The sequence below is a fragment of the Proteus sp. CA142267 genome (genome assembly GCF_003336825.1).
Lineage (GTDB): Bacteria > Pseudomonadota > Gammaproteobacteria > Enterobacterales > Enterobacteriaceae > Proteus > Proteus terrae.
The window spans coordinates 1-19,344 of the sequence record NZ_QPMG01000014.1; the positions used below are offsets into that span (position 1 = coordinate 1).

Here is a 19,344-nt window from a genome sequence, read left to right on the forward strand (position 1 = left end):
TATTTTCGATAAAAACTTGCAAATGCAAGGTTTGCTGTTGATAGCAATGAGGTATGTTTACTTTCCTAAGTTTACCACACACTAATGAATATGTACGTTTTAAAATATAAAGGGATCATCTTTAAATTTAAGCAACAAAAAAACCCCGCCAAAGCGAGGTTCTATATATTCAACTATTTAACGCTTAACTCATTTGAGCAGCCATTACAGTCTTACAAAAAATACATTTTGCGCCGTGTGGATTGTTCACTGTGACATCAAATTGTGATGTTCTATATTGTGAACTGCTACAACAAGGGCATTTAAAATAGAGGCGAATAGTAATAGCGCCTTTAGAGAGCCACCACGTTGCCTGCTGCTGGGCCTTTCATACCATTTTCCATGGTGAATGAAACTTGTTGGCCTTCCGCTAATGTTTTGAAGTTATCACTTTGGATTGCAGAGAAATGTACGAAGACATCTTTGCTGCCATCAGCTGGAGTAATAAAACCAAAACCTTTACCTTCATCGAACCATTTTACTGTACCAGTCATTGTATTAGACATAGAATTTCCTTTAATTTATTTAATTTGCCATAAGGCATATGCGGTTTGTTTTGTATTTTTACTTATGGGTATTAATTAGAAGGAATTCACAATGAAGAGGTATCGAGGATAACGCTAAACGGGAACAACTTTAAACTTACTAACATAAATAGGTCTGTACTTCCAAACCAGTGACGCTATTAAGCCATAGAAAAATTCAGATAGCAAACTTTATTTTTTAGCGATGAAACCACTTGTGTACTATCAAAAATAAAACCCTACTAAATTTTAATTAATAAGACGCCTACTCAAAGCTCTTGAGTGAATGTGATGTGGGTATTGATTCTCTAGTCGGCATAGACGAAAAAGATACCAAAGCAACCTAATTTAAGATCGATACATTAATGGGAATCATTATTATTACCATAATATCAATTCCGGCAGTAATTGGTTATTTATACAATTATCTGCCTGGTCAGTTTGAACAAATTATTAATTAGCTTGAAACCGTTTTTGGAGTTTATCAAATTCATCTGATGGCAAATTTTCAATTCTCTCAGAACATGCATTTGCAAAACGAGTTAGCTGAGATTTATTCGTATGATCAAATGAATTTTTTACATTTCCACCCCGAGAAGCATATTTTACTTTTTCATTATCAATTACTAGTACAACACGCTCTTGATTATTTGGAGTCTTGTAAACTCCACCAACAACAATATCCTTTTCACTGATAGCCATATTAATCAATCCTCTTTTAATTCATGAAATTTTACTTCCAAGATAAACTCCATATTTTACAAATAGAGCCATATACACTATTGAAAACCTTTATTCATAGCGAATAGCAAGGCTCATAAAGTATACTATATAAGAGCGTAATGAATAGAAATCAATTCCTTCTCATCAGCAATAATATCTTGAATTGTGTAAGCCAATCTTCAATAAACACCTTCCGTCTCCTCAAGCTTTATAATCTATGGACTTTATAAAACAATTATAGCTACACATAAAAAATATGAGTAGCCATATCTACACACGATAACAATTACTTAATTAATTGTAATTTTGGTGTGAATTTATTTTTAGATCTCTGTATTTCTTCATTACCACTAATTGCTTCCATAAAGAAATTATTATTAAAAGTCAATGCGCTCAGCTCATCAATTGGTAATCTTAATTGTTTTAATATTTCACCTCGTTTAACCCCTTGAGAACGTAATGTAGAAAATACCTTATCTAATATTAAGGATTTTTCACGTCCGGGCATTCCTTCAGGTTCACTAGTTCGATAACCACGCCGAGCTAACTCAATAGATAATTGTCTATAATGCCATTCACTAGATAACCCAACATCAAATGTACGCCGTACCAACGCGGCTAAAGAAACTTTCCAATTCTTTTTCATGGAAATTAATAATTCTAATGGAGGCATTCTTGGAATTGTCGCTAAAATACTACGTTCAGGCATTAGAAATGCTGATGCAAAACGATCTGCATCTAATTCAGCTTGTCGCCCATTATTACTAGAATGTTTATGAAGAACTAAATGACCTAATTCATGCGCCGCATCAAAACGACTACGTTCCGGTGTTTTCATTGTATTTAAAAGTACAAAAGGTTTTTCATCCATCCAGAATGAAAAAGCATCAACTTCAAGACAATTTTCAGCTAAAGAAAAAACTTTTATACCATTGGCTTCAAGCAAATGAATTACATTAGATATTGATAACTCACCTATACCCCAACTTTCTCTAACTGCTCTAGCAGCATGTTCTGGTTCTAAGTAGCTATCAAAACTACAATTAGGCACATTTACCTTAGGTAAGGTAAACTTATTATCAATCCACATGGACAACTCTTGCGCCAACTTTCCAGCACTAAGCGCCGAATCTCTTTTTTGAGCACTCAGTTTTGTCATTGCGCGAAAACTCACAGCTTCTGTTGATAAAGAAGGGATATCTCTATCAAGAAAAAACTCTATGGGATAACCAAGAACAGCTGATATCCTCTCCATGCTATCACTTGCAATAGGCTCAAAAATACCTGCTTTTTCATAATTAGAAATTGTCTTACTAGTTAATCCTGCCTCCTCAGCTAACGCCCTTTGTGTCAAGCCTCTCCGCTCTCTGGCTATACGCAAACACTCTGAATTAAACATGGTACATACTTAACCTACTTTGGAAATATCAAGTTCAATATCCTGGGTAAACTGTGGTGTATCTCTACCTTGGATAATCGGTTCTGGTTGGTGAATATCTAATATCAAACGTGTAGAAAAACTATTTACTATATTCTTATCATTATAAGAAATTGGTCTCGAAAGTTCGGCTCGAATACCAACACGCCCATATTCGTCAGTCTTATCGAAATCATACAACAAAAACCATAAATCTAATCCAATTTTATTAGGTAAAGGTGGGGTAATGTCTTCATTCGAAAGGCCAAAATCTATTTTTAGTTGATTATCGTTCAGTTCTAATATGCCTTGACCAGGATTATTATTGCGAATAAGCCCCATTAAATCACAGGTAAAATCCCCTTTTTTCATACGGGATTCTGGATATCCATTAATAAGCCCCGTTTGATTACAGCCACGACAAATATAAATTGCGTGATTTTTATCAACCGTCAATTCAACATTTCTTAGAGATAATCCTTTATATCCCCTAGATGCAAGAATATCCCTAGCTCCACTCACTGCTTCTCCATAAAAATACTGCCCTCTAGAAATTAAAGGGTGATTTCGCGTTGTTGAATAACGCCCGGATAGACCCCGTTCAAAAATGCGGGTAAGATCGTGAAGACTAAGATTCATAGATTGTAAGTAAGATTCCACCACATCAGAATCTGACAACACTGTAGGTTTTGTAAGATTAAATGCTTGCATCAAATTAGCCTCGCTATAATTTTCTATTTTTTATACCTCATTTGAGGTTAAAAAACAAGAAAATAACTGGATAAATTCACAGAAAAGCATTTGTCTTGTAAAATAGAATTGAAATTTAGGAAGTCTTAATACAACCCCGTTATACTCACGAGGTTTTTAATTGATAAGCGATGTAACATCAAAACCATTATGAACACAATATATTGTGCTTTGTAATTACGCAAGACCATAAATGTGGTGCTTTCTAATTATTTTATCCATGTCTAATTTTACGTTATCAACCGATAGACATCCCTCAATAAAGCCTTCCGCTGTCTGCAATCGCTTAGCCACTTCGTTATGAGAAATACCGAGTTTTGAAGCCATTGAACGCAAAGGATAATTCTTCACGTAGTACATAATAACCAACTGAAACAAGTAACTATTATTTACCTTTAAATGTAATACCGCTTTATTGATTTTTAAGCCATCATCATCAGAACATTGCTCTCGGCTTCGTCTTGAGCTTGGAATTAATCCTTTAAAACCTGCGGCAATTGATGAGTAATCGATACTATTTCCCTCATTAGCTGACCACGCACCCCAACGCGATAAAACTTCCTGCATATCTCTCATACTAATACTCCCCGTGCCGTATACACGTTAAACCAATGCTCCCATTCCTAATGAACGGTTTAAAAAAGAAAATAACAATTCGATTTGATTGCCATAAGTGGCTTCCCACAACTTGGGATCACGATGCAATTCATCATGATGTTGACGACATAATGGGATAGTGAATAAGTCATGAGCTTTCGTTCCCATGCCTCCCATACCATGGCCGATGATATGATGTGGGTCATCAGCTTGTTGTCCGCAAACACAACAAGGCTGTGTTTTTACCCATTGAAGCCATTGGGTATTCTCCCAACGCCGCATTTTAGGTTTAAGAAGAAATGAGGCTGGAGGTTCAGGATCGACAGCTACATTAATAACGGGTTTTATAGCATCTAAACACGCATTCATTGCTGATAGTGCTGTCACTTCATTGGGAACAATATCAGCTTCAGGAAAACCGCCATGCACCCTGCGCTCTTTAGTTTTATCAGGCCAATTTAGAATACGGCGCAATATGGCATCAGGTAATTTATCAACCAGTTTATGCATCACGGCAAAAGCAAAAAAATCAGGTATCGTCAGCGAATGGCTATCATCTAATCTCAAACGACTGCGAATAGTGTCTATCATCCAAGCAATACGATTTTTATATGCTAATTCAGCAACCCACTCCGCCGATAAATTACGAATATGATTATCATGATACCAACAGGTTCGTATCACACCGTCTTTATGCCATGTGGTTGTTAATTCATGATGATGATAACTGTCATGCTCATCGTTAATCTGGCAGGAATGGATATTCCTGCCTATCCACATATTCATCGATGCCAACCCGCCCATAGCTTGGATCACTTTTTCATTATTCAAAAAGCCAATAATGTCCTTGTTATTCAATAATGGTTGTTCGTTCCCTGTTAATGCACCAGAAGGCCATTTATTTAAACTCTTTGGTACATCACTAATAATCACACGAGAATGTTGTTTAAGTTGCTCAAGCAACTCCGCTTCAGGCTTCAATAAAACAACGCCAAGATCGGGCTGAATATAGGGTGTTAATAGTAATTTCATGCACTCACCTGCTTATTCAGCATCACCATACGGATCAATTCATCCGTTTTACTTTCAAAAAAATGGGGTTGGGTTTCACGAGGATTATTAGGGCTGGTCATGTTCTTCCCAAACTGACAACCTCGAGCAGTCACAGACCAGAACTCTTTCACTTTGTTTGCGGTTTTCGTACTTGGACGAGATAAACGTTTAACAATGCCAAGATCGGCTAATCGTTTATAAGCTTGTTGCGCTGAAATAGGTAATTGGTGTTTTCTAATCAGTGTTGATAAAGCTACTGTTGGACGACTTGAACCATCCATTGATCCGCTTGGCGCATCAATCGCATACACAGGGGCTAATTCGGGTAAGCCTGCCATGGCTTGTAATTTTTGATACGCCCCTAATTTCGAAGAGTTTGAGAAATTCAGGCTCTTTGCCATCGATTCAAGCAGTATGACTCCAGCTTGAACTTTATCGGCTAACTTTTCGCCGTGTTGCTGTGTTATCAATGCATCAAAAGTACGGATCACTTTTAAATGAAATGATGGGCTTATCCACATTGCATAGGCATACACTAATTCTTTGCAAACATATGTTCCTTGGTTAAGCCCACCAACAATGGTCACAATGGGAACCGCTCCTGTGATCTCAGGAGCGGTTGAAATTTCATCAACCAATTCTTTGGTTTGAGTCAAGGCATTCCAATTCGAAGGTTGATGCCGTTTTTCACCACCTGAGACTCGATGAAGATCATTTAAACAATAGCGCCCCGCGATATCTCGACGAATTTGAACACCATCAATAACAATTAATCCATTCATGTTATTTTTCTCCACTCTCGTTTATAGCAAAACTTCCTGAGCAACTTGTTCCGCGACTTGTTGCCAAATACCTCGCCACGCAGCTAAACCTGCAACCTCATTCATTCGACCTAGACCATTTTTCTTTGCCTGAATAGCGGCTAATTCTTGGATTTTATTTTTAGGTTTCCAACCCGTACCCCAGATGAGCCGGAATGTTTCATCACGCTCTACGGAGTCGATGGTGATTTTTTTCTTACCCGCCAAACGTAAGGTTAAATCATCCCATTGAGCCCTGAGTGTACGAGGACACTGAACATTCTTTTTCCAAAAATCATCTTGTGTAATTCGTTTATAGAACTGGCAAATTTCTTTGTGAGTATGCCCATCAATCGTTGTCATTAAGCGAATATCATTAGCCCAATCAGTGAAATTGGGCTCTTTAGGCGTTTTTAATCCCATCTCTTGAAACACTTCGCATTTACGACTGAATAGCCATTTAGCGCACTTCAAATCGTCAGCGGAGCCCCATTTTTGAAAATTGGCGCTGTAAATCACAGCTTCAGGATAACGAGTTAAAAAATCATTTTTGGGCTGGTCGCTGGATTCGCCAGAATTCTGCGACGAAGAATGATTTATTAATGGATCATATTTTGAAGTTACTGATGGATCGCCCTCAGGAGCTGGCGGGTCAAAATCCCTATTTTTGCTCGATTCTGAGGGTACAGAATTTGATGCAACAAATTTTGATGGGTCAGATCCTGATGTGTCAGGTTTTGACACGTCAGATTTTGTTGGTTGAGAAAGCGCTTTCTTGGCTGATTGGTATAGTTTTTCTACATTCAGCTGATAAATATTGCTTGCGTTGCGATTGCCTTTTCTACGCTTTTCGCTGGTTAACCACCCTTCTTTTTCCAACTGTTTTATTGCCGTGCGCACCGTGCTTTCACCCGCACCAATTTGACGTGCAATCGTCACAACAGAAGGCCAACAAATACCTTCATCATTAGAAAAATCAGCTAATCTTGCCATGATAGCGACTGATGTGAGTTTTAAACCTGCATGGGCGCAACCATCCCAAACATAACTAGATAATTTAACACTCATAAGAGGCCTCACTTAACTCGGGTATATCTCTCTTTAAATCTTTGAACCGGCTCGCATTGTTCGTATTCACAACCATCAATCATAAAAATAACGCGCTGTTTTTGTCGATCATAACGAATGACATGAACAAGGAGCCCTCGAGGGTTTCTGTAATAGCGATCAAGACAATTGGGATCTTCATTTCGCATTGCATTTTCCTCCACTCAAGAAATAGAAATCAGCCCATGACTTTTTCAGTGTCCTCTTATCTACCAAATCGATATTTTTTCGGTAGTTGTGTGATCGATTGTCACTCGGTATGCTTTCTACATAGCGAAATGTTCCCTCTTTAGTTAAGGGTAAACAGCGAAATTGCTTTTTAGGTATTAGATGCGCTAATCTACTCATGCTTATTTCTCTTCACATAATTGAAATTGGCAATCGAAGCCAGAGGCCGTATACCTTTGGCTTCACCCTTTCTTAGTCGCTTCCTGTTTTTCACCGTATAACACTTTCAGTGAATCCAAGAACCCAATTGCATATGCAAAAACTTTCCCTGCTTTTCGATAAATACGCCCTATTTCTTCATCCGTTAAAACACCATCAACAAGGCTTTCTTGAATTAAAACGGCGAGTGATCCTTGCATAGCAGCCAATGTCATTCGCATATCAAATAGCTCTACTTGATCTATCTTTTCCGCTTCTATTTTTGGTAATGCACTCATGCCATGACGATCTAGGTGATATTCCACCAGCAACTTAGTGCCTGAAATGTCTTCCATGGCTTCTTGTTCATCAATATCAAAGAAACGACAGCCATTTTTTTCGTATAACTTGTTATTAAACGTCTCGAGTGACATACCTAAAGCCCCTGCCATAGCAGAACGTCCACCCGGCAGTGCTTTGCACATTTCTTTAATAACTTCTTTAATTGAATGTTTGCTCATATCTACCTGCTCTATCTTTTATTGGTAGTTAATTGCCTTATGCTATTTTGATATTTTTTCTATAAAGTTCAGGGTTATATTTAAGTTTTCCCTCAGTTAGTAAGTCAGCTTCAATTGCTCGATTTTTAGGTATTAATTGACCTGGTCTTTTCTTCCATTGATAAAAGGCTTCTGGCGTAATTTTAAAAAAACTAGCGACTTTGCTAGCATCACCAAAGTAAACTTCAACTTCATTAGTTGTCATAAGCACCTCCAATATAAGTTTTATTAGATATTAAAATATAAGTTTTCTTTTATCAATAAAAACTAAGATAACTTAGTTAAAAACTAACCTCGGAATGAAAATGGATACTGTTGGAAGCAGAATAAAAAAGCTTCGTAAGACAACCAAGACGACACAAAATGAACTAGGGAAATACTGTGGCGTATCGGGTGTTGCGGTTGGCTATTGGGAAAAAGATCTTAATTTGCCAAATGGTGATGCCCTAATAAAGCTTGCCCAGTTTTTTAATACAACTGAGTCTTACATCCTTTACGGCATATCATCGAAGGAAAATATTTCTGTGATTACAACAATGAGAAAACTTCCCGTTTTGTCATATGTACAAGCTGGTAAATTCACTGAATACCTAGCAACAGAGATTTATGATGAAACGTTGGAATATCTAGAAACTTCTTTAAAGGTATCACCTTCAAGCTTCGCCCTTACAGTAAGAGGTGATTCGATGACTAATCCTTCGGGTATGCCTTCTATTCCAGAAGGTGCGAAAGTTATTGTTGATCCCGCAGCAGAGGCAATTAGTGGCAAAATTGTAGTCGCTCGCCTTACAGGAAGTGACGAGGTAACAATTAAAAAATTAATTATTGATGGCCCTAATAAATACCTATCTCCACTCAATCCCCGCTATCCAAACATCCCGATCAATGGCAATTGTGAAATTGTTGGTGTTGTAAAGGGTGTTCAGTACGAATTGTAATCTCACCATCACACAAATCTAAATTTACTTAGATTTGTGTTGACATAAAATATAAGTTTTATTAGATTTAATTCTAACAAAACTTAGTATTAGATGAAGAGTCTTTCCCACTTCATAGAAAACAGCAGAAACCGCCACAACTTGAGGTAAGCAATAATCAAGTTCAATAATTGAAACATAAAAAATAAGTCTTTATTTGAATTTACCATTAACCAACATCAGGGAAACTTAATCTCGATTAATTCGAGAGGGATTTTTATTACTTAAATTATGTGGAGAGAATAATGTCTTATATTGCAACTGCAACGAATAAGCACTTCTATTACCTCGATGTACGGATCGAGGATATAGATATTCAAGACATTGCGACGGGTTTAGCTAATGAATGTCGCTTTAATGGGCAGATTGATAATTTCTATTCTGTTGCTCAACACTCGGTATATGTCAGCTATTTAGTTGCACCTGAATATGCTTTAGAAGCCTTACTTCATGATGCCAGTGAAGCCTATGTAAAAGATCTGCCATCACCGCTTAAAAAGCTATTACCTGAATATAAGGAGATAGAAAAAAGAATTGATGCTGTTATTCGTCAAAAATATAACTTGCCATCCGTTATGTCGGACGCTGTGCATTTAGCCGACTTAATGATGTTAGCAACCGAAAAACGAGATTTAGAAATTGATGTGGGTAGTAATTGGCTAATGCTTGAAGGTATTCCTACGAGTGATTTTATTGTTAATCCATTAACCCCACTACAAGCCAAAGTTTTATTTTTACGTAGATTTAATGAATTAAGTAAAAGGAGCTAAATAAACAGTTCTAAAAAGTTTAAATAAATACCACCAGCATAATTAACGTCTATTTAAACTGTATACGGCAGTATGGAGAGAAAATATGTCAAGAATGGTGACTCTTGAAGCGTGGGCAAGGTTGGAATTTGGAGATGCCTCTCCTTGCATAACGGTATTACAAAAATACGCAAAGAATAACCTTATTGCACCACCTGCAATGAAAGTTGGCCGCAAGTGGATGGTTGATAGAGAGGCTCGTTATGTGGGTTATCTATCTCTCCCTCAAATTCCTACTAAATCAACGGAACGACTTAAGAGGATAATTACAGATGGCTGCCCGACCACGAACCCATAAAATTATCATCCCTAATCTATATCGAAAGCTAGATAAACGTAACGGCAAAATTTATTGGCAATATAAACATCCCATCACTGGTAAATTTCATAGCTTGGGCACCGACGAGCAAGAAGCGAGAGAAACTGCCATTCAGGCCAATACAATTATTGCTGAACAACATACTCGACAGTTATTAAGTATTAATGAACGGTTATCAAAAATTAAGACAAACAAGTCTGAAATATCTGTCGATATATGGATAGATAAATATTTAGATATTCAAAAAGAAAGATTAGATATCGGTGAATTAAAAATTAATTCTTATCGACAAAAAATGAAACCTATTAATTTATTCCGTCAGTATTGTGGTACGAAAATATTAAAAGAGATAACTGCTTTAGATATTGCTGAAATAATAGATTCCGTCAAAGTATTAGGGCATTCAAGAATGGCTCAGGTCGTTCGCATGGTGCTTATTGATGTATTTAAAGAAGCTCAACATGCTGGCTATGTTCCGCCTGGTTACAATCCTGCGAAAGCAACTAAACAACCACGGAACCGAGTGAAAAGAGAACGCATGACATTGGACGAATGGCGCACTATTTACCAGCAAGCTAAGAACCACCCTCCTTACTTGCAATGTGGCATGTTGCTGGCCTTAACCACAGGTCAGCGGATCGGTGATATCTGTAAAATGAAATTCTCTGATATCTGGGATGACATGTTACATGTACAGCAAGAGAAAACAGGCAGTAAGTTGGCCATCCCTCTCTCGCTTAAATGTGAGGCTATCAATCTCTCTTTAAGGGATGTCGTTGCTCAATGTCGTGATGCTGTTGTAAGTAAATATCTCGTGCATTATCGGCATACCACCGCACAAGCAAAACGAGGCGAACAAGTCACACCAAATACATTAACCACAACGTTTAAAAAAGCGCGAGATAAATGTGGGTTAACTTGGGAAAAAGGTACGGCACCTACTTTCCATGAACAACGTTCTTTATCTGAGCGACTTTATCGTGAGCAAGGAATTAATACACAAAAATTATTGGGGCATAAAACACAAAATATGACCGATAAGTACCACGACGATAGAGGCAAAGAATGGCAAATTATTGCTGTTTAATTGAACAGTTTTGGGGAAGAGTTTTGGGGATATTTTGGGGAAGAATTTTATAGTACAAAAAATAAACGGGAACTAATAAGCTCCCGTTAACTATTTATCAAGTCAACAATTACATATGTTTGATAATCGCGTCACCAAACTCGCTACATTTCAGCAGTTTAGCGCCTTCTAACTGACGTTCGAAATCATAAGTGACAGTCTTAGCGGCAATCGCGCCTTCCATACCTTTAATGATTAAGTCAGCAGCTTCTGTCCAACCCATGTGGCGTAACATCATTTCTGCGGAAAGAATGATAGAGCCTGGGTTAACTTTATCTTGGCCTGCATATTTTGGTGCTGTACCGTGTGTTGCTTCAAATAAAGCACATTCATCACCAATATTTGCGCCCGGAGCAATACCGATACCGCCTACTTGAGCCGCTAATGCATCGGAAATATAGTCACCATTAAGGTTCATACATGCGATTACATCATACTCTGCTGGGCGTAACAGGATTTGTTGTAAGAATGCATCGGCAATAACATCTTTAACGATGATCTCTTTACCTGATTTTGGATTCTTGATTTTAACCCAAGGACCGCCATCTAATAATTCACCACCGAATTCTTCGCGTGCTAACTCATAACCCCAGTCTTTAAAGGCACCTTCGGTAAATTTCATAATATTACCTTTGTGTACCAATGTAACTGAATCACGATCGTTATCGATAGCGTATTCAATTGCAGCACGAACTAAGCGCTTAGTTCCTTCTTCTGAGCAAGGTTTGATACCAATACCGCAATCTTGTGGGAAGCGAATTTTGGTTACACCCATTTCATTTTGTAGAAATTTAATAACTTTATCCGCTTCTGCTGAGCCCGCTTTCCACTCAATACCTGCATAGATATCTTCTGAGTTCTCACGGAAGATAACCATATCAGTTAGTTCAGGTTGTTTAACTGGGCTAGGAGTGCCTTTGTAATAACGTACTGGACGTAGGCAAATATAGAGGTCTAGTTGTTGACGTAATGCAACGTTTAACGAACGGATACCACCGCCAACTGGGGTAGTAAGAGGACCTTTAATAGAAACACGATATTCACGGATAAGATCTAAGGTTTCTTCTGGTAGCCAAACATCTTTACCATAAACCTGCGTTGATTTTTCACCGGTGTAAACTTCCATCCACTCAATCTTACGCTCTTTGCCGTAAGCTTTCTCAACTGCTGCATCAACAACTTTTAACATTGCTGGCGTGACATCGATACCGATACCATCCCCTTCAATATAAGGGATAATCGGATTATTTGGAACAACAAGCTTACCTTTAGCATCTAGTGTAATTTTAGCGCCATTAGCCGGAACAACTACTTTGCTTTCCATTTACCTCTCCTTTCATGTAAGCGCACGCTTTGTTAATTTTTTGTAAGAGACCTGTCAATACTACTTGATTATTCAGCTAACGCCAATCGCTTCTCTTTTAAGGTATAATCAATCTCCCATTTTTTACAAAAATTAACTATGGCAAATCAACTTAAAAATAGCGCTAAATCGAGAAAACACTACACTCCATCAGCACAAAGAAAACCAGTGCGCCCAAGAGGTGAGCGTAAAGTCGTTATCTTCAACAAGCCCTTCGATGTTCTTGTGCAATTTACGGATGAAAATGGCAGAAAAACACTAAAAGATTTTATTCCTATTCGTGATATTTATGCAGCAGGACGTTTAGATAGAGATAGTGAAGGACTTTTAGTCTTAACAAATGATGGGAAGCTACAAGCAAAATTAACACAACCGGGTAAAAAAACAGGAAAAACCTACTATGCTCAGGTTGAAGGCACTCCAAGTGTGGCCTCATTACAACAATTTAGAGATGGGTTAGAGCTTAAAGACGGCAAAACATTACCTGCGCAAGTCGAAATAGTTGAACAGCCCGAATGGCTATGGAAGAGAAATCCTCCAATTAGAGAACGTCAAACTATCCCGACAACTTGGTTAAAAATAACGTTATTTGAAGGCAAAAACCGTCAAGTGAGACGAATGACCGCTCATATTGGTTATCCAACATTACGTTTGATCCGCTTTAGTATGGGAAATATTACATTGGATAACTTATTACCCGGTGAATGGAAGGAGATTGATTTTGTTTAAACCTCATGTGACTGTCGCGTGTATCGTTCATGCACAGAATAAATTTCTCGTTGTTGAAGAAACGGTCAATGGAAAAGCGACATGGAATCAACCTGCTGGGCATCTTGAAGCCAATGAAACACTTATTCAGGCTGTTCAGCGTGAATTATGGGAAGAAACAGGGTTAACACTTCCGGTTCAACATTTTCTTAAATTACATCAATGGATTGCGCCGGATAAAACCCCTTTTTTACGTTTTCTTTTTCTTATTGAGGCGCAAGAACAATTTGAAACACAACCTCAAGATAGCGATATTAATTGTTGTCTCTGGGTTAGTGCTGATGAAATTATTCATAGCCAGCAACTACGTTCACCGCTGGTGAGGGAAAGCCTGTTATGTTATCAACAAGGTGAACGCTATCCCCTCTCTATCTTGAGTAGCTTTGGAATCCCCTTTAACTAAATAATAGAAAAGGAAAAAACAAAGCATCAAAAACAGAGTAAGACTTGATGCACCTATGTCAGTGATATGGTAAAGTATGGCGCTTATTTTTCCGCAGTGAGATCCAGTCATGTCAGATAACAGCCAAAAAAAAGTCATCGTAGGAATGTCCGGTGGCGTAGATTCATCCGTCTCAGCCTATCTTCTTAAGGAACAGGGATATCAGGTCGTTGGTCTGTTTATGAAGAACTGGGAAGAAGACGACGATACAGAATATTGCTCAGCCTCTACCGATCTTGCCGATGCGCAAGCCGTGTGTGATAAACTTGGCATTGAGCTCTATACCATCAATTTTGCCGCTGAATATTGGGATAATGTTTTTGAACATTTTTTATCTGAATATAAAGCTGGTCGCACCCCAAACCCAGATATTCTGTGCAATAAAGAAATAAAATTTAAAGCATTTTTAGAATATGCCGCTGAAGATTTGGGTGCTGATTACATTGCAACAGGTCACTACGTTCGTCGTCGCGATATTGATGGTAAAAGTCAATTACTTCGCGGTGTTGATAATAACAAAGACCAAAGCTATTTCTTATACACATTAAGTCATGAGCAAATTGCACAAAGCCTTTTCCCTGTTGGTGAAATGGAAAAACCTGAAGTCAGAAAAATTGCTGAAAAGCTTGATTTAGCAACAGCAAAGAAAAAAGATTCAACAGGTATTTGTTTTATCGGCGAGCGTAAATTTACCGATTTCTTATCGCGCTATTTGCCTGCAAAACCCGGTGCTATCGTGACTGTTGATGGTGAAACTATTGGTGAACACCAAGGTTTGATGTATCACACATTAGGTCAGCGTAAAGGTTTAGGTATTGGTGGCACTAAAGATGGTGGAGAAGATCCTTGGTATGTAGTTGATAAAGATGTTGAGAATAATATTCTTGTTGTCGCTCAAGGTCATGAACATCCAAGATTAATGTCTGTTGGTCTAATTGCTCAGCAGTTACATTGGGTATCAAGAGAACCTATAACTGAAGCTTTCCGCTGTACTGTTAAAACACGATATCGCCAACCTGATATTGAGTGTACAGTAACACCATTAGGTGAAGATAAAATTGAAGTCCGCTTTGATTATCCTGTAGCTGCTGTAACTCCAGGACAATCAGCCGTCTTTTATCAAGACGAAGTCTGTTTAGGTGGCGGGATCATTGAAACACGTATTCAGGAGTAGATGTGGCTAAAGATTTTCGTGATATAACACTTGCATTGGCAGGCATCTGCCAAGCAAGTCGTCTCGTTCAGCAAATTGCTTACCAAGGTAATGCGAACGAGAACGATGTTGAAGTAATGGTTAACAGTGTTTTTAATCTCAACCCAACTTCAACACTAGATGTTTATGGCAATCAAATCAGCCACTTAAAATTAGGTTTTCAAACACTGAAAGCTATTCATCAGGCGGTAAGAAGAGAAAAGCTAACGCTTGAATTGATGACTTATCAGCAAGGGTTAATCAATCTAGAGCGTCTTATCAATAGAAATGATGATTACAGCTCTCATTTATCGCAAAAAATTTCTCAATTAGAGCGCCAAAAAAGTTATTTTGAACCTATGTCTGAAGGTGTATTTAATGCACTTGCGGGCGTTTATGTTGATGCTGTTAGCCCTGTTGGCCCTCGCATTCAGGTTCATGGCTCTATTGATCTTTTAAAGAATCCTATTATTCAAGCTAAAGTTAGAGCGTTGTTATTAACTGGCATTCGTAGTGCTGTGCTCTGGCGTCAAGTCGGTGGTCGTCGTTTTGATTTTTTACTGCATCAAAAGACTATTCTGCGACAAGCTGATGATTTTCTCGCTCAATGTTAATACTTTAAATTCAACCTGGGAGTTGCCAACAATGGAATTATCTTCGCTGACAGCGATTTCACCGATTGACGGTCGTTACGGTAGTAAAACTTCGTCGTTACGTTCTATTTTTAGTGAATTCGGTCTTCTGAAATTCCGTGTACAGGTAGAAGTTCGCTGGCTACAAAAGCTGGCATCTTGCGCCGACATAAAAGAAGTTCCAGCCTTTGAAAAAAACGCAAACGATTACCTTGATGCAATTGTTGCTAACTTCAATGAAGAAGATGCAACGCGTATTAAAACTATCGAACGTACCACTAACCATGATGTAAAAGCCGTAGAATATTTCTTAAAAGAAAAAGTGGCGACCATCCCTGCTTTACATCAGGTTTCTGAATTTATTCACTTTGCTTGTACTTCTGAAGATATTAATAATCTGTCTCATGCCATTATGTTGGAAACAGCACGCCAAGAGATCTTATTACCTGCATGGCGCGAAATTATTGATACCATTAGTAAAATGGCTCAGGAATACCGTGATTTACCATTACTTTCTCGTACTCATGGTCAACCTGCAACGCCGTCTACAATTGGTAAAGAGTTTGCTAACGTTGCCTACCGTATGGAACGCCAATATCGTCAACTAACACAAGTTGAGATCTTAGGTAAAATCAACGGTGCAGTGGGTAACTACAATGCTCACTTAGCTGCGTATCCTGAAGTAAATTGGCATCAATTTAGTGAAGAATTTGTCACTTCACTTGGTATTACATGGAACCCGTACACAACTCAAATTGAACCGCACGATTATATTGCTGAGCTTTTTGATTGTATTAGCCGCTTCAATACTATCTTGATCGATTTCGACCGTGATATTTGGGGTTACGTAGCACTGAACCACTTTAAACAAAAAACGATTGCTGGGGAAATTGGCTCATCAACCATGCCTCACAAAGTAAACCCAATTGATTTTGAAAACTCTGAAGGAAACTTAGGGTTAGCAAATGCCGTTATGGGACATCTTTCTAGCAAGTTACCTATTTCTCGCTGGCAGCGTGATTTAACAGACTCAACGGTACTGCGTAATTTAGGTGTGGGTATCGGTTATGCGCTGATTGCTTATCAATCAACCATGAAAGGTCTTAATAAACTTGAAGTGAATGAAAATCATCTTCGTGAAGAATTAGACTGCAACTGGGAAGTGTTAGCAGAACCGATTCAAACTGTAATGCGTCGTTATGGTATTGAAAAACCTTACGAAAAACTAAAAGAGCTTACTCGTGGTAAACGCATTACAGAACAAGATATGGCCATTTTCATTGATGGTTTAGAACTACCAGAAGATGAAAAAGTACGCTTAAAAGCAATGAAACCTGAAAGCTATATTGGTTTTGCAACTCAACTTGTTGATAAGTTAAACTAATTTCCCTCTCTAAAAAGGCAGATAATTTCTGCCTTTTTTTATAACCAAAACACAGAGAAAACTATCTACAACTTAAACACTTTGCTGGATACAGTGTTTTTTAAGCGCTAGATTGTCTATGATGAGCCCATATTTTTATATGATAGTTTGACTATCATTTCCTGTATTTATTTTACAACAGTGAATTTTTGCTGATTGTACTCAAGGTGGAATAATGCGGATCTTAATTATTGAAGATAATATCTTACTTCGCCATCACTTATCTGTGCAATTTCGTGATGCTGGACATCAGGTTGATGCAGCAGAAGATGCCAAAGAAGCAGATAGCTTTATAGCAGAAGGTACACCTGATGTTGCCATTGTGGATTTAGGATTGCCAGATGAAGATGGCATTAGCCTTATTCGTAGATGGCGAGAGAATAATATTACCCTACCAATAATGGTCTTAACGGCGCGTGAAAGTTGGCAAGAAAAAGTCTCAGCATTAAATGCAGGTGCTGATGACTATGTGACAAAGCCTTTTCATTTTGAAGAAATTGTTGCACGTATTCAGGCATTAATGCGAAGAAACATGGGAATTGCATCACAAACTCTCGTCATTGAATCTTTTGAATTGGATTTATCACGTAAAGAGTTCATGATTTCAGGAGAGCAAATTAAGTTAACCGCATTTGAATATACAATTCTAGAAACATTGATGCGCAATCAAAATAAAGTTGTTAGTAAAGATGCATTAATGCGTCAGTTATATCCAGATGCTGAATTAAAAGAGAGTCACACTATTGATGTACTAATGGGTCGACTACGTAAAAAAATCTTAGAAAAATACCCTGATGACGTTGTAGTTACAGTACGTGGGCAAGGCTACCGTTTTGATATGAAACCTTAATATGCAAAAAAAACAGCGCTCTCCGCTCTCATTACGAACTCGCTTTTTACTTGCAACTAGTGCCATTATTTTGGCACTTACACTCTCTTATGGGTTAGTTGCCATTGTCGGTTCGATTGTCAGTGTGGATAAAACTACTTTTATGTTGATGCGTAGTCAAAGTAATCTTTACTACAGCTTAGCGCAGTGGGATAGGAACAAGCTGAATATTGAATTTCCAACAAATCTTAATAATAACAATACCTCGCTGGTGGTTATTTTTGATGATAAAGGTAGTGTATTATGGACGCCGCCCGACTTACCGAAAGCTATTCCTGATAGCATTAAACATAAATGGCGCCATGAAGAAGGCCTATTTGAAATCTCTGTTGATGTCAAAACAACACGTTTAATGTTACAGCAGTTACCGCAATATCGTATTTATCTCAAACGCCTTGACGAATATTCCAGTAATGAATTTTTAACTCACTCTGTTGTGATTAATCATTATCCGGCGGCTGATAATATGCCTTATATGGCAATCGCGGTTATCGATCCTATTCCTCAACGTATGCAAAAAGTCAGTCAGGTTTGGGATTGGTTCTTATATATCATTCTTGCAAATCTATTTTTAGTTGTCCCCTTAATTTGGTTGGCTGCGCATTGGAGTTTAAGACCCATAAAGCAAGTTATTGAACAAATCAGTGCATTAGAAAAAGGGACTCGCAATGATTTGGATGAAAACCCGCCAACCGAACTAAAAGGCTTAGTCCGAAATTTAAATGTGTTATTGCGTAATGAACGCAGTCGTTACAGTAAATATCGTACAAGTTTATCTGATCTCACCCACAGCTTAAAAACGCCACTAGCTGTGTTGCAATCAACATTACGCTCTTTGCGATCAGGCAAACAAATGACGATAGAGCAAGCTGAACCTATTATGCTCGACCAAATTGAACGAATTTCACAACAAATGGGTTATTACCTACACCGCGCATCCATTCATGGTGATCACGATATTACCACGCGAAAACTCCATTCGTTGTCAGGATTACTCGATAATCTTTGTAGTGCATTAAGTAAAGTTTATCAGTCAAAAGGGGTTGATTTAACACTCAATGTTTCACCTGAAATTATGTGGTTAGGTGAGAAAAATGACTTTATGGAAGTGATGGGAAATATTCTGGATAACGCCTGTAAATATTGCTTAGAATTCGTTGAAATCAACGTTAGCAATAATGAAAACAGTGTAATGATTATTGTTGATGATGATGGCCCAGGTGTCAGCCCCGAAAAAAGAGAGGCTATTTTCCAGCGAGGAACTAGAGCAGACACGCTACGTCCAGGACAAGGTTTAGGCTTATCTATCGCGGTAGATATTATTGAACAATACAGTGGTGAAATTACTATTACCGATAGCCCTTTAGGTGGCACTCGTATCACCGTAACCTTTGCTGAGCAACAACTTACCACTGAGCGTGAATAATCATTATTGATAAGACACTCCTTTCTTTTTTCATTACTGCCA

General features: G+C 38.1%; 23 protein-coding genes and 1 pseudogene. 11 read left to right on the forward strand and 13 right to left on the reverse strand.

Annotated features, from left to right (window positions below; all coding sequences use genetic code 11):
* Window positions 1-202: 202 nt before the first annotated feature.
* From C0T34_RS18380 to C0T34_RS17030, 12 genes and pseudogenes are all read right to left on the reverse strand, one after another.
* Window positions 203-325 (reverse strand): annotated as a pseudogene (locus C0T34_RS18380) (cold-shock protein); the annotation flags it as partial.
* A gap of 7 nt (window positions 326-332) precedes the next feature.
* A complete protein-coding gene (cspA, locus tag C0T34_RS16975) occupies window positions 333-545 on the reverse strand; it encodes an RNA chaperone/antiterminator CspA (protein ID WP_006537195.1) in 213 nt (70 codons plus the stop codon).
* A 471-nt stretch (window positions 546-1,016) separates the two neighbouring features.
* Window positions 1,017-1,265, reverse strand: coding sequence for a hypothetical protein (locus tag C0T34_RS16980; protein ID WP_109850532.1), 249 nt, complete (start codon window positions 1,263-1,265; stop codon window positions 1,017-1,019).
* A 307-nt stretch (window positions 1,266-1,572) separates the two neighbouring features.
* Window positions 1,573-2,685, reverse strand: a complete 1,113-nt coding sequence (locus C0T34_RS16985) for an XRE family transcriptional regulator (RefSeq protein ID WP_109850533.1) — start codon at window positions 2,683-2,685, stop codon at window positions 1,573-1,575.
* A gap of 9 nt (window positions 2,686-2,694) precedes the next feature.
* Window positions 2,695-3,414, reverse strand: a complete 720-nt coding sequence (locus C0T34_RS16990; RefSeq protein ID WP_036894724.1) for a hypothetical protein — start codon at window positions 3,412-3,414, stop codon at window positions 2,695-2,697.
* A gap of 216 nt (window positions 3,415-3,630) precedes the next feature.
* Window positions 3,631-4,029: an antiterminator Q family protein gene (locus tag C0T34_RS16995; RefSeq protein ID WP_109850534.1), complete on the reverse strand. Its 399-nt coding sequence runs from the start codon at window positions 4,027-4,029 to the stop codon at window positions 3,631-3,633.
* A 27-nt stretch (window positions 4,030-4,056) separates the two neighbouring features.
* Complete coding sequence (locus tag C0T34_RS17000; protein ID WP_109850535.1) at window positions 4,057-5,082, reverse strand: DUF968 domain-containing protein; 1,026 nt, start codon at window positions 5,080-5,082, stop codon at window positions 4,057-4,059.
* Window positions 5,079-5,885 carry a KilA-N domain-containing protein gene (locus C0T34_RS17005; RefSeq protein WP_109850536.1) on the reverse strand — a complete coding sequence of 269 codons (807 nt, stop codon included), beginning with the start codon at window positions 5,883-5,885 and terminating at the stop codon, window positions 5,079-5,081. Before C0T34_RS17005 ends, C0T34_RS17000 begins: the two co-directional genes overlap by 4 nt.
* Window positions 5,886-5,906: 21 nt before the next feature.
* The gene (locus C0T34_RS18385) at window positions 5,907-6,971 is read right to left on the reverse strand and encodes a helix-turn-helix domain-containing protein (RefSeq protein ID WP_239450340.1); all 1,065 of its coding nucleotides are present in this window, start codon (window positions 6,969-6,971) and stop codon (window positions 5,907-5,909) included.
* Window positions 6,972-6,979: 8 nt separating this feature from the next.
* Window positions 6,980-7,159 (reverse strand): DUF4222 domain-containing protein, encoded by a 180-nt coding sequence (locus tag C0T34_RS17020; RefSeq protein WP_109850537.1) that lies wholly within the window; start codon window positions 7,157-7,159, stop codon window positions 6,980-6,982.
* A 261-nt stretch (window positions 7,160-7,420) separates the two neighbouring features.
* Window positions 7,421-7,897, reverse strand: coding sequence for a YmfL family putative regulatory protein (locus C0T34_RS17025; RefSeq protein WP_036908083.1), 477 nt, complete (start codon window positions 7,895-7,897; stop codon window positions 7,421-7,423).
* A gap of 37 nt (window positions 7,898-7,934) precedes the next feature.
* Window positions 7,935-8,141: a Cro/CI family transcriptional regulator gene (locus C0T34_RS17030; protein WP_109850538.1), complete on the reverse strand. Its 207-nt coding sequence runs from the start codon at window positions 8,139-8,141 to the stop codon at window positions 7,935-7,937.
* Between the two features lie 100 nt (window positions 8,142-8,241).
* On the opposite strand from C0T34_RS17030, the gene C0T34_RS17035 reads away from it, so the two are divergent.
* From C0T34_RS17035 to C0T34_RS17050, 4 genes are all read left to right on the forward strand, one after another.
* Window positions 8,242-8,874, forward strand: a complete 633-nt coding sequence (locus tag C0T34_RS17035) for a LexA family transcriptional regulator (protein WP_017628378.1) — start codon at window positions 8,242-8,244, stop codon at window positions 8,872-8,874.
* A 284-nt stretch (window positions 8,875-9,158) separates the two neighbouring features.
* Window positions 9,159-9,683, forward strand: a complete 525-nt coding sequence (locus tag C0T34_RS17040) for a hypothetical protein (RefSeq protein WP_109850539.1) — start codon at window positions 9,159-9,161, stop codon at window positions 9,681-9,683.
* Window positions 9,684-9,768: 85 nt separating this feature from the next.
* Window positions 9,769-10,020: an excisionase gene (locus tag C0T34_RS17045; protein ID WP_109850540.1), complete on the forward strand. Its 252-nt coding sequence runs from the start codon at window positions 9,769-9,771 to the stop codon at window positions 10,018-10,020.
* Complete coding sequence (locus tag C0T34_RS17050) at window positions 9,995-11,128, forward strand: site-specific integrase (protein ID WP_109850541.1); 1,134 nt, start codon at window positions 9,995-9,997, stop codon at window positions 11,126-11,128. Before C0T34_RS17045 ends, C0T34_RS17050 begins: the two co-directional genes overlap by 26 nt.
* A gap of 109 nt (window positions 11,129-11,237) precedes the next feature.
* On the opposite strand, the gene icd is transcribed toward C0T34_RS17050, so the two are convergent.
* Window positions 11,238-12,491 (reverse strand): NADP-dependent isocitrate dehydrogenase, encoded by a 1,254-nt coding sequence (icd, locus tag C0T34_RS17055; RefSeq protein WP_109850542.1) that lies wholly within the window; start codon window positions 12,489-12,491, stop codon window positions 11,238-11,240.
* A 138-nt stretch (window positions 12,492-12,629) separates the two neighbouring features.
* Between icd and rluE the strand changes: the two genes are divergently transcribed.
* From rluE to phoQ, 7 genes are all read left to right on the forward strand, one after another.
* Window positions 12,630-13,259, forward strand: a complete 630-nt coding sequence (rluE, locus tag C0T34_RS17060) for a 23S rRNA pseudouridine(2457) synthase RluE (RefSeq protein WP_109850543.1) — start codon at window positions 12,630-12,632, stop codon at window positions 13,257-13,259.
* A complete protein-coding gene (locus C0T34_RS17065; protein WP_098943327.1) occupies window positions 13,252-13,701 on the forward strand; it encodes an NUDIX hydrolase in 450 nt (149 codons plus the stop codon). Before rluE ends, C0T34_RS17065 begins: the two co-directional genes overlap by 8 nt.
* A 109-nt stretch (window positions 13,702-13,810) precedes the next feature.
* Window positions 13,811-14,914: a tRNA 2-thiouridine(34) synthase MnmA gene (mnmA, locus tag C0T34_RS17070; protein WP_098943329.1), complete on the forward strand. Its 1,104-nt coding sequence runs from the start codon at window positions 13,811-13,813 to the stop codon at window positions 14,912-14,914.
* A 2-nt stretch (window positions 14,915-14,916) separates the two neighbouring features.
* Complete coding sequence (gene hflD / locus C0T34_RS17075) at window positions 14,917-15,546, forward strand: high frequency lysogenization protein HflD (RefSeq protein ID WP_098943331.1); 630 nt, start codon at window positions 14,917-14,919, stop codon at window positions 15,544-15,546.
* 31 nt (window positions 15,547-15,577) lie between these two features.
* Window positions 15,578-16,948, forward strand: a complete 1,371-nt coding sequence (gene purB, locus C0T34_RS17080; RefSeq protein ID WP_109850544.1) for an adenylosuccinate lyase — start codon at window positions 15,578-15,580, stop codon at window positions 16,946-16,948.
* Between the two features lie 214 nt (window positions 16,949-17,162).
* Window positions 17,163-17,837, forward strand: coding sequence for a two-component system response regulator PhoP (gene phoP / locus C0T34_RS17085; protein ID WP_098943335.1), 675 nt, complete (start codon window positions 17,163-17,165; stop codon window positions 17,835-17,837).
* Window position 17,838: 1 nt separating this feature from the next.
* Window positions 17,839-19,302 carry a two-component system sensor histidine kinase PhoQ gene (gene phoQ / locus C0T34_RS17090; RefSeq protein WP_109850545.1) on the forward strand — a complete coding sequence of 488 codons (1,464 nt, stop codon included), beginning with the start codon at window positions 17,839-17,841 and terminating at the stop codon, window positions 19,300-19,302.
* Window positions 19,303-19,344: the final 42 nt, after the last annotated feature.

Coding starts and splice junctions, on each gene's coding strand:
- cspA (WP_006537195.1), bottom strand. CDS start 545: ATGTCTAATACAATGACTGGTACAGTAAAATGGTTCGATGAAGGTAAA.
- C0T34_RS16980 (WP_109850532.1), bottom strand. CDS start 1,265: ATGGCTATCAGTGAAAAGGATATTGTTGTTGGTGGAGTTTACAAGACT.
- C0T34_RS16985 (WP_109850533.1), bottom strand. CDS start 2,685: ATGTTTAATTCAGAGTGTTTGCGTATAGCCAGAGAGCGGAGAGGCTTG.
- C0T34_RS16990 (WP_036894724.1), bottom strand. CDS start 3,414: ATGCAAGCATTTAATCTTACAAAACCTACAGTGTTGTCAGATTCTGAT.
- C0T34_RS16995 (WP_109850534.1), bottom strand. CDS start 4,029: ATGAGAGATATGCAGGAAGTTTTATCGCGTTGGGGTGCGTGGTCAGCT.
- C0T34_RS17000 (WP_109850535.1), bottom strand. CDS start 5,082: ATGAAATTACTATTAACACCCTATATTCAGCCCGATCTTGGCGTTGTT.
- C0T34_RS17005 (WP_109850536.1), bottom strand. CDS start 5,885: ATGAATGGATTAATTGTTATTGATGGTGTTCAAATTCGTCGAGATATC.
- C0T34_RS18385 (WP_239450340.1), bottom strand. CDS start 6,971: ATGAGTGTTAAATTATCTAGTTATGTTTGGGATGGTTGCGCCCATGCA.
- C0T34_RS17020 (WP_109850537.1), bottom strand. CDS start 7,159: ATGCGAAATGAAGATCCCAATTGTCTTGATCGCTATTACAGAAACCCT.
- C0T34_RS17025 (WP_036908083.1), bottom strand. CDS start 7,897: ATGAGCAAACATTCAATTAAAGAAGTTATTAAAGAAATGTGCAAAGCA.
- C0T34_RS17030 (WP_109850538.1), bottom strand. CDS start 8,141: ATGACAACTAATGAAGTTGAAGTTTACTTTGGTGATGCTAGCAAAGTC.
- C0T34_RS17035 (WP_017628378.1), top strand. CDS start 8,242: ATGGATACTGTTGGAAGCAGAATAAAAAAGCTTCGTAAGACAACCAAG.
- C0T34_RS17040 (WP_109850539.1), top strand. CDS start 9,159: ATGTCTTATATTGCAACTGCAACGAATAAGCACTTCTATTACCTCGAT.
- C0T34_RS17045 (WP_109850540.1), top strand. CDS start 9,769: ATGTCAAGAATGGTGACTCTTGAAGCGTGGGCAAGGTTGGAATTTGGA.
- C0T34_RS17050 (WP_109850541.1), top strand. CDS start 9,995: ATGGCTGCCCGACCACGAACCCATAAAATTATCATCCCTAATCTATAT.
- icd (WP_109850542.1), bottom strand. CDS start 12,491: ATGGAAAGCAAAGTAGTTGTTCCGGCTAATGGCGCTAAAATTACACTA.
- rluE (WP_109850543.1), top strand. CDS start 12,630: ATGGCAAATCAACTTAAAAATAGCGCTAAATCGAGAAAACACTACACT.
- mnmA (WP_098943329.1), top strand. CDS start 13,811: ATGTCAGATAACAGCCAAAAAAAAGTCATCGTAGGAATGTCCGGTGGC.
- purB (WP_109850544.1), top strand. CDS start 15,578: ATGGAATTATCTTCGCTGACAGCGATTTCACCGATTGACGGTCGTTAC.
- phoP (WP_098943335.1), top strand. CDS start 17,163: ATGCGGATCTTAATTATTGAAGATAATATCTTACTTCGCCATCACTTA.
- phoQ (WP_109850545.1), top strand. CDS start 17,839: ATGCAAAAAAAACAGCGCTCTCCGCTCTCATTACGAACTCGCTTTTTA.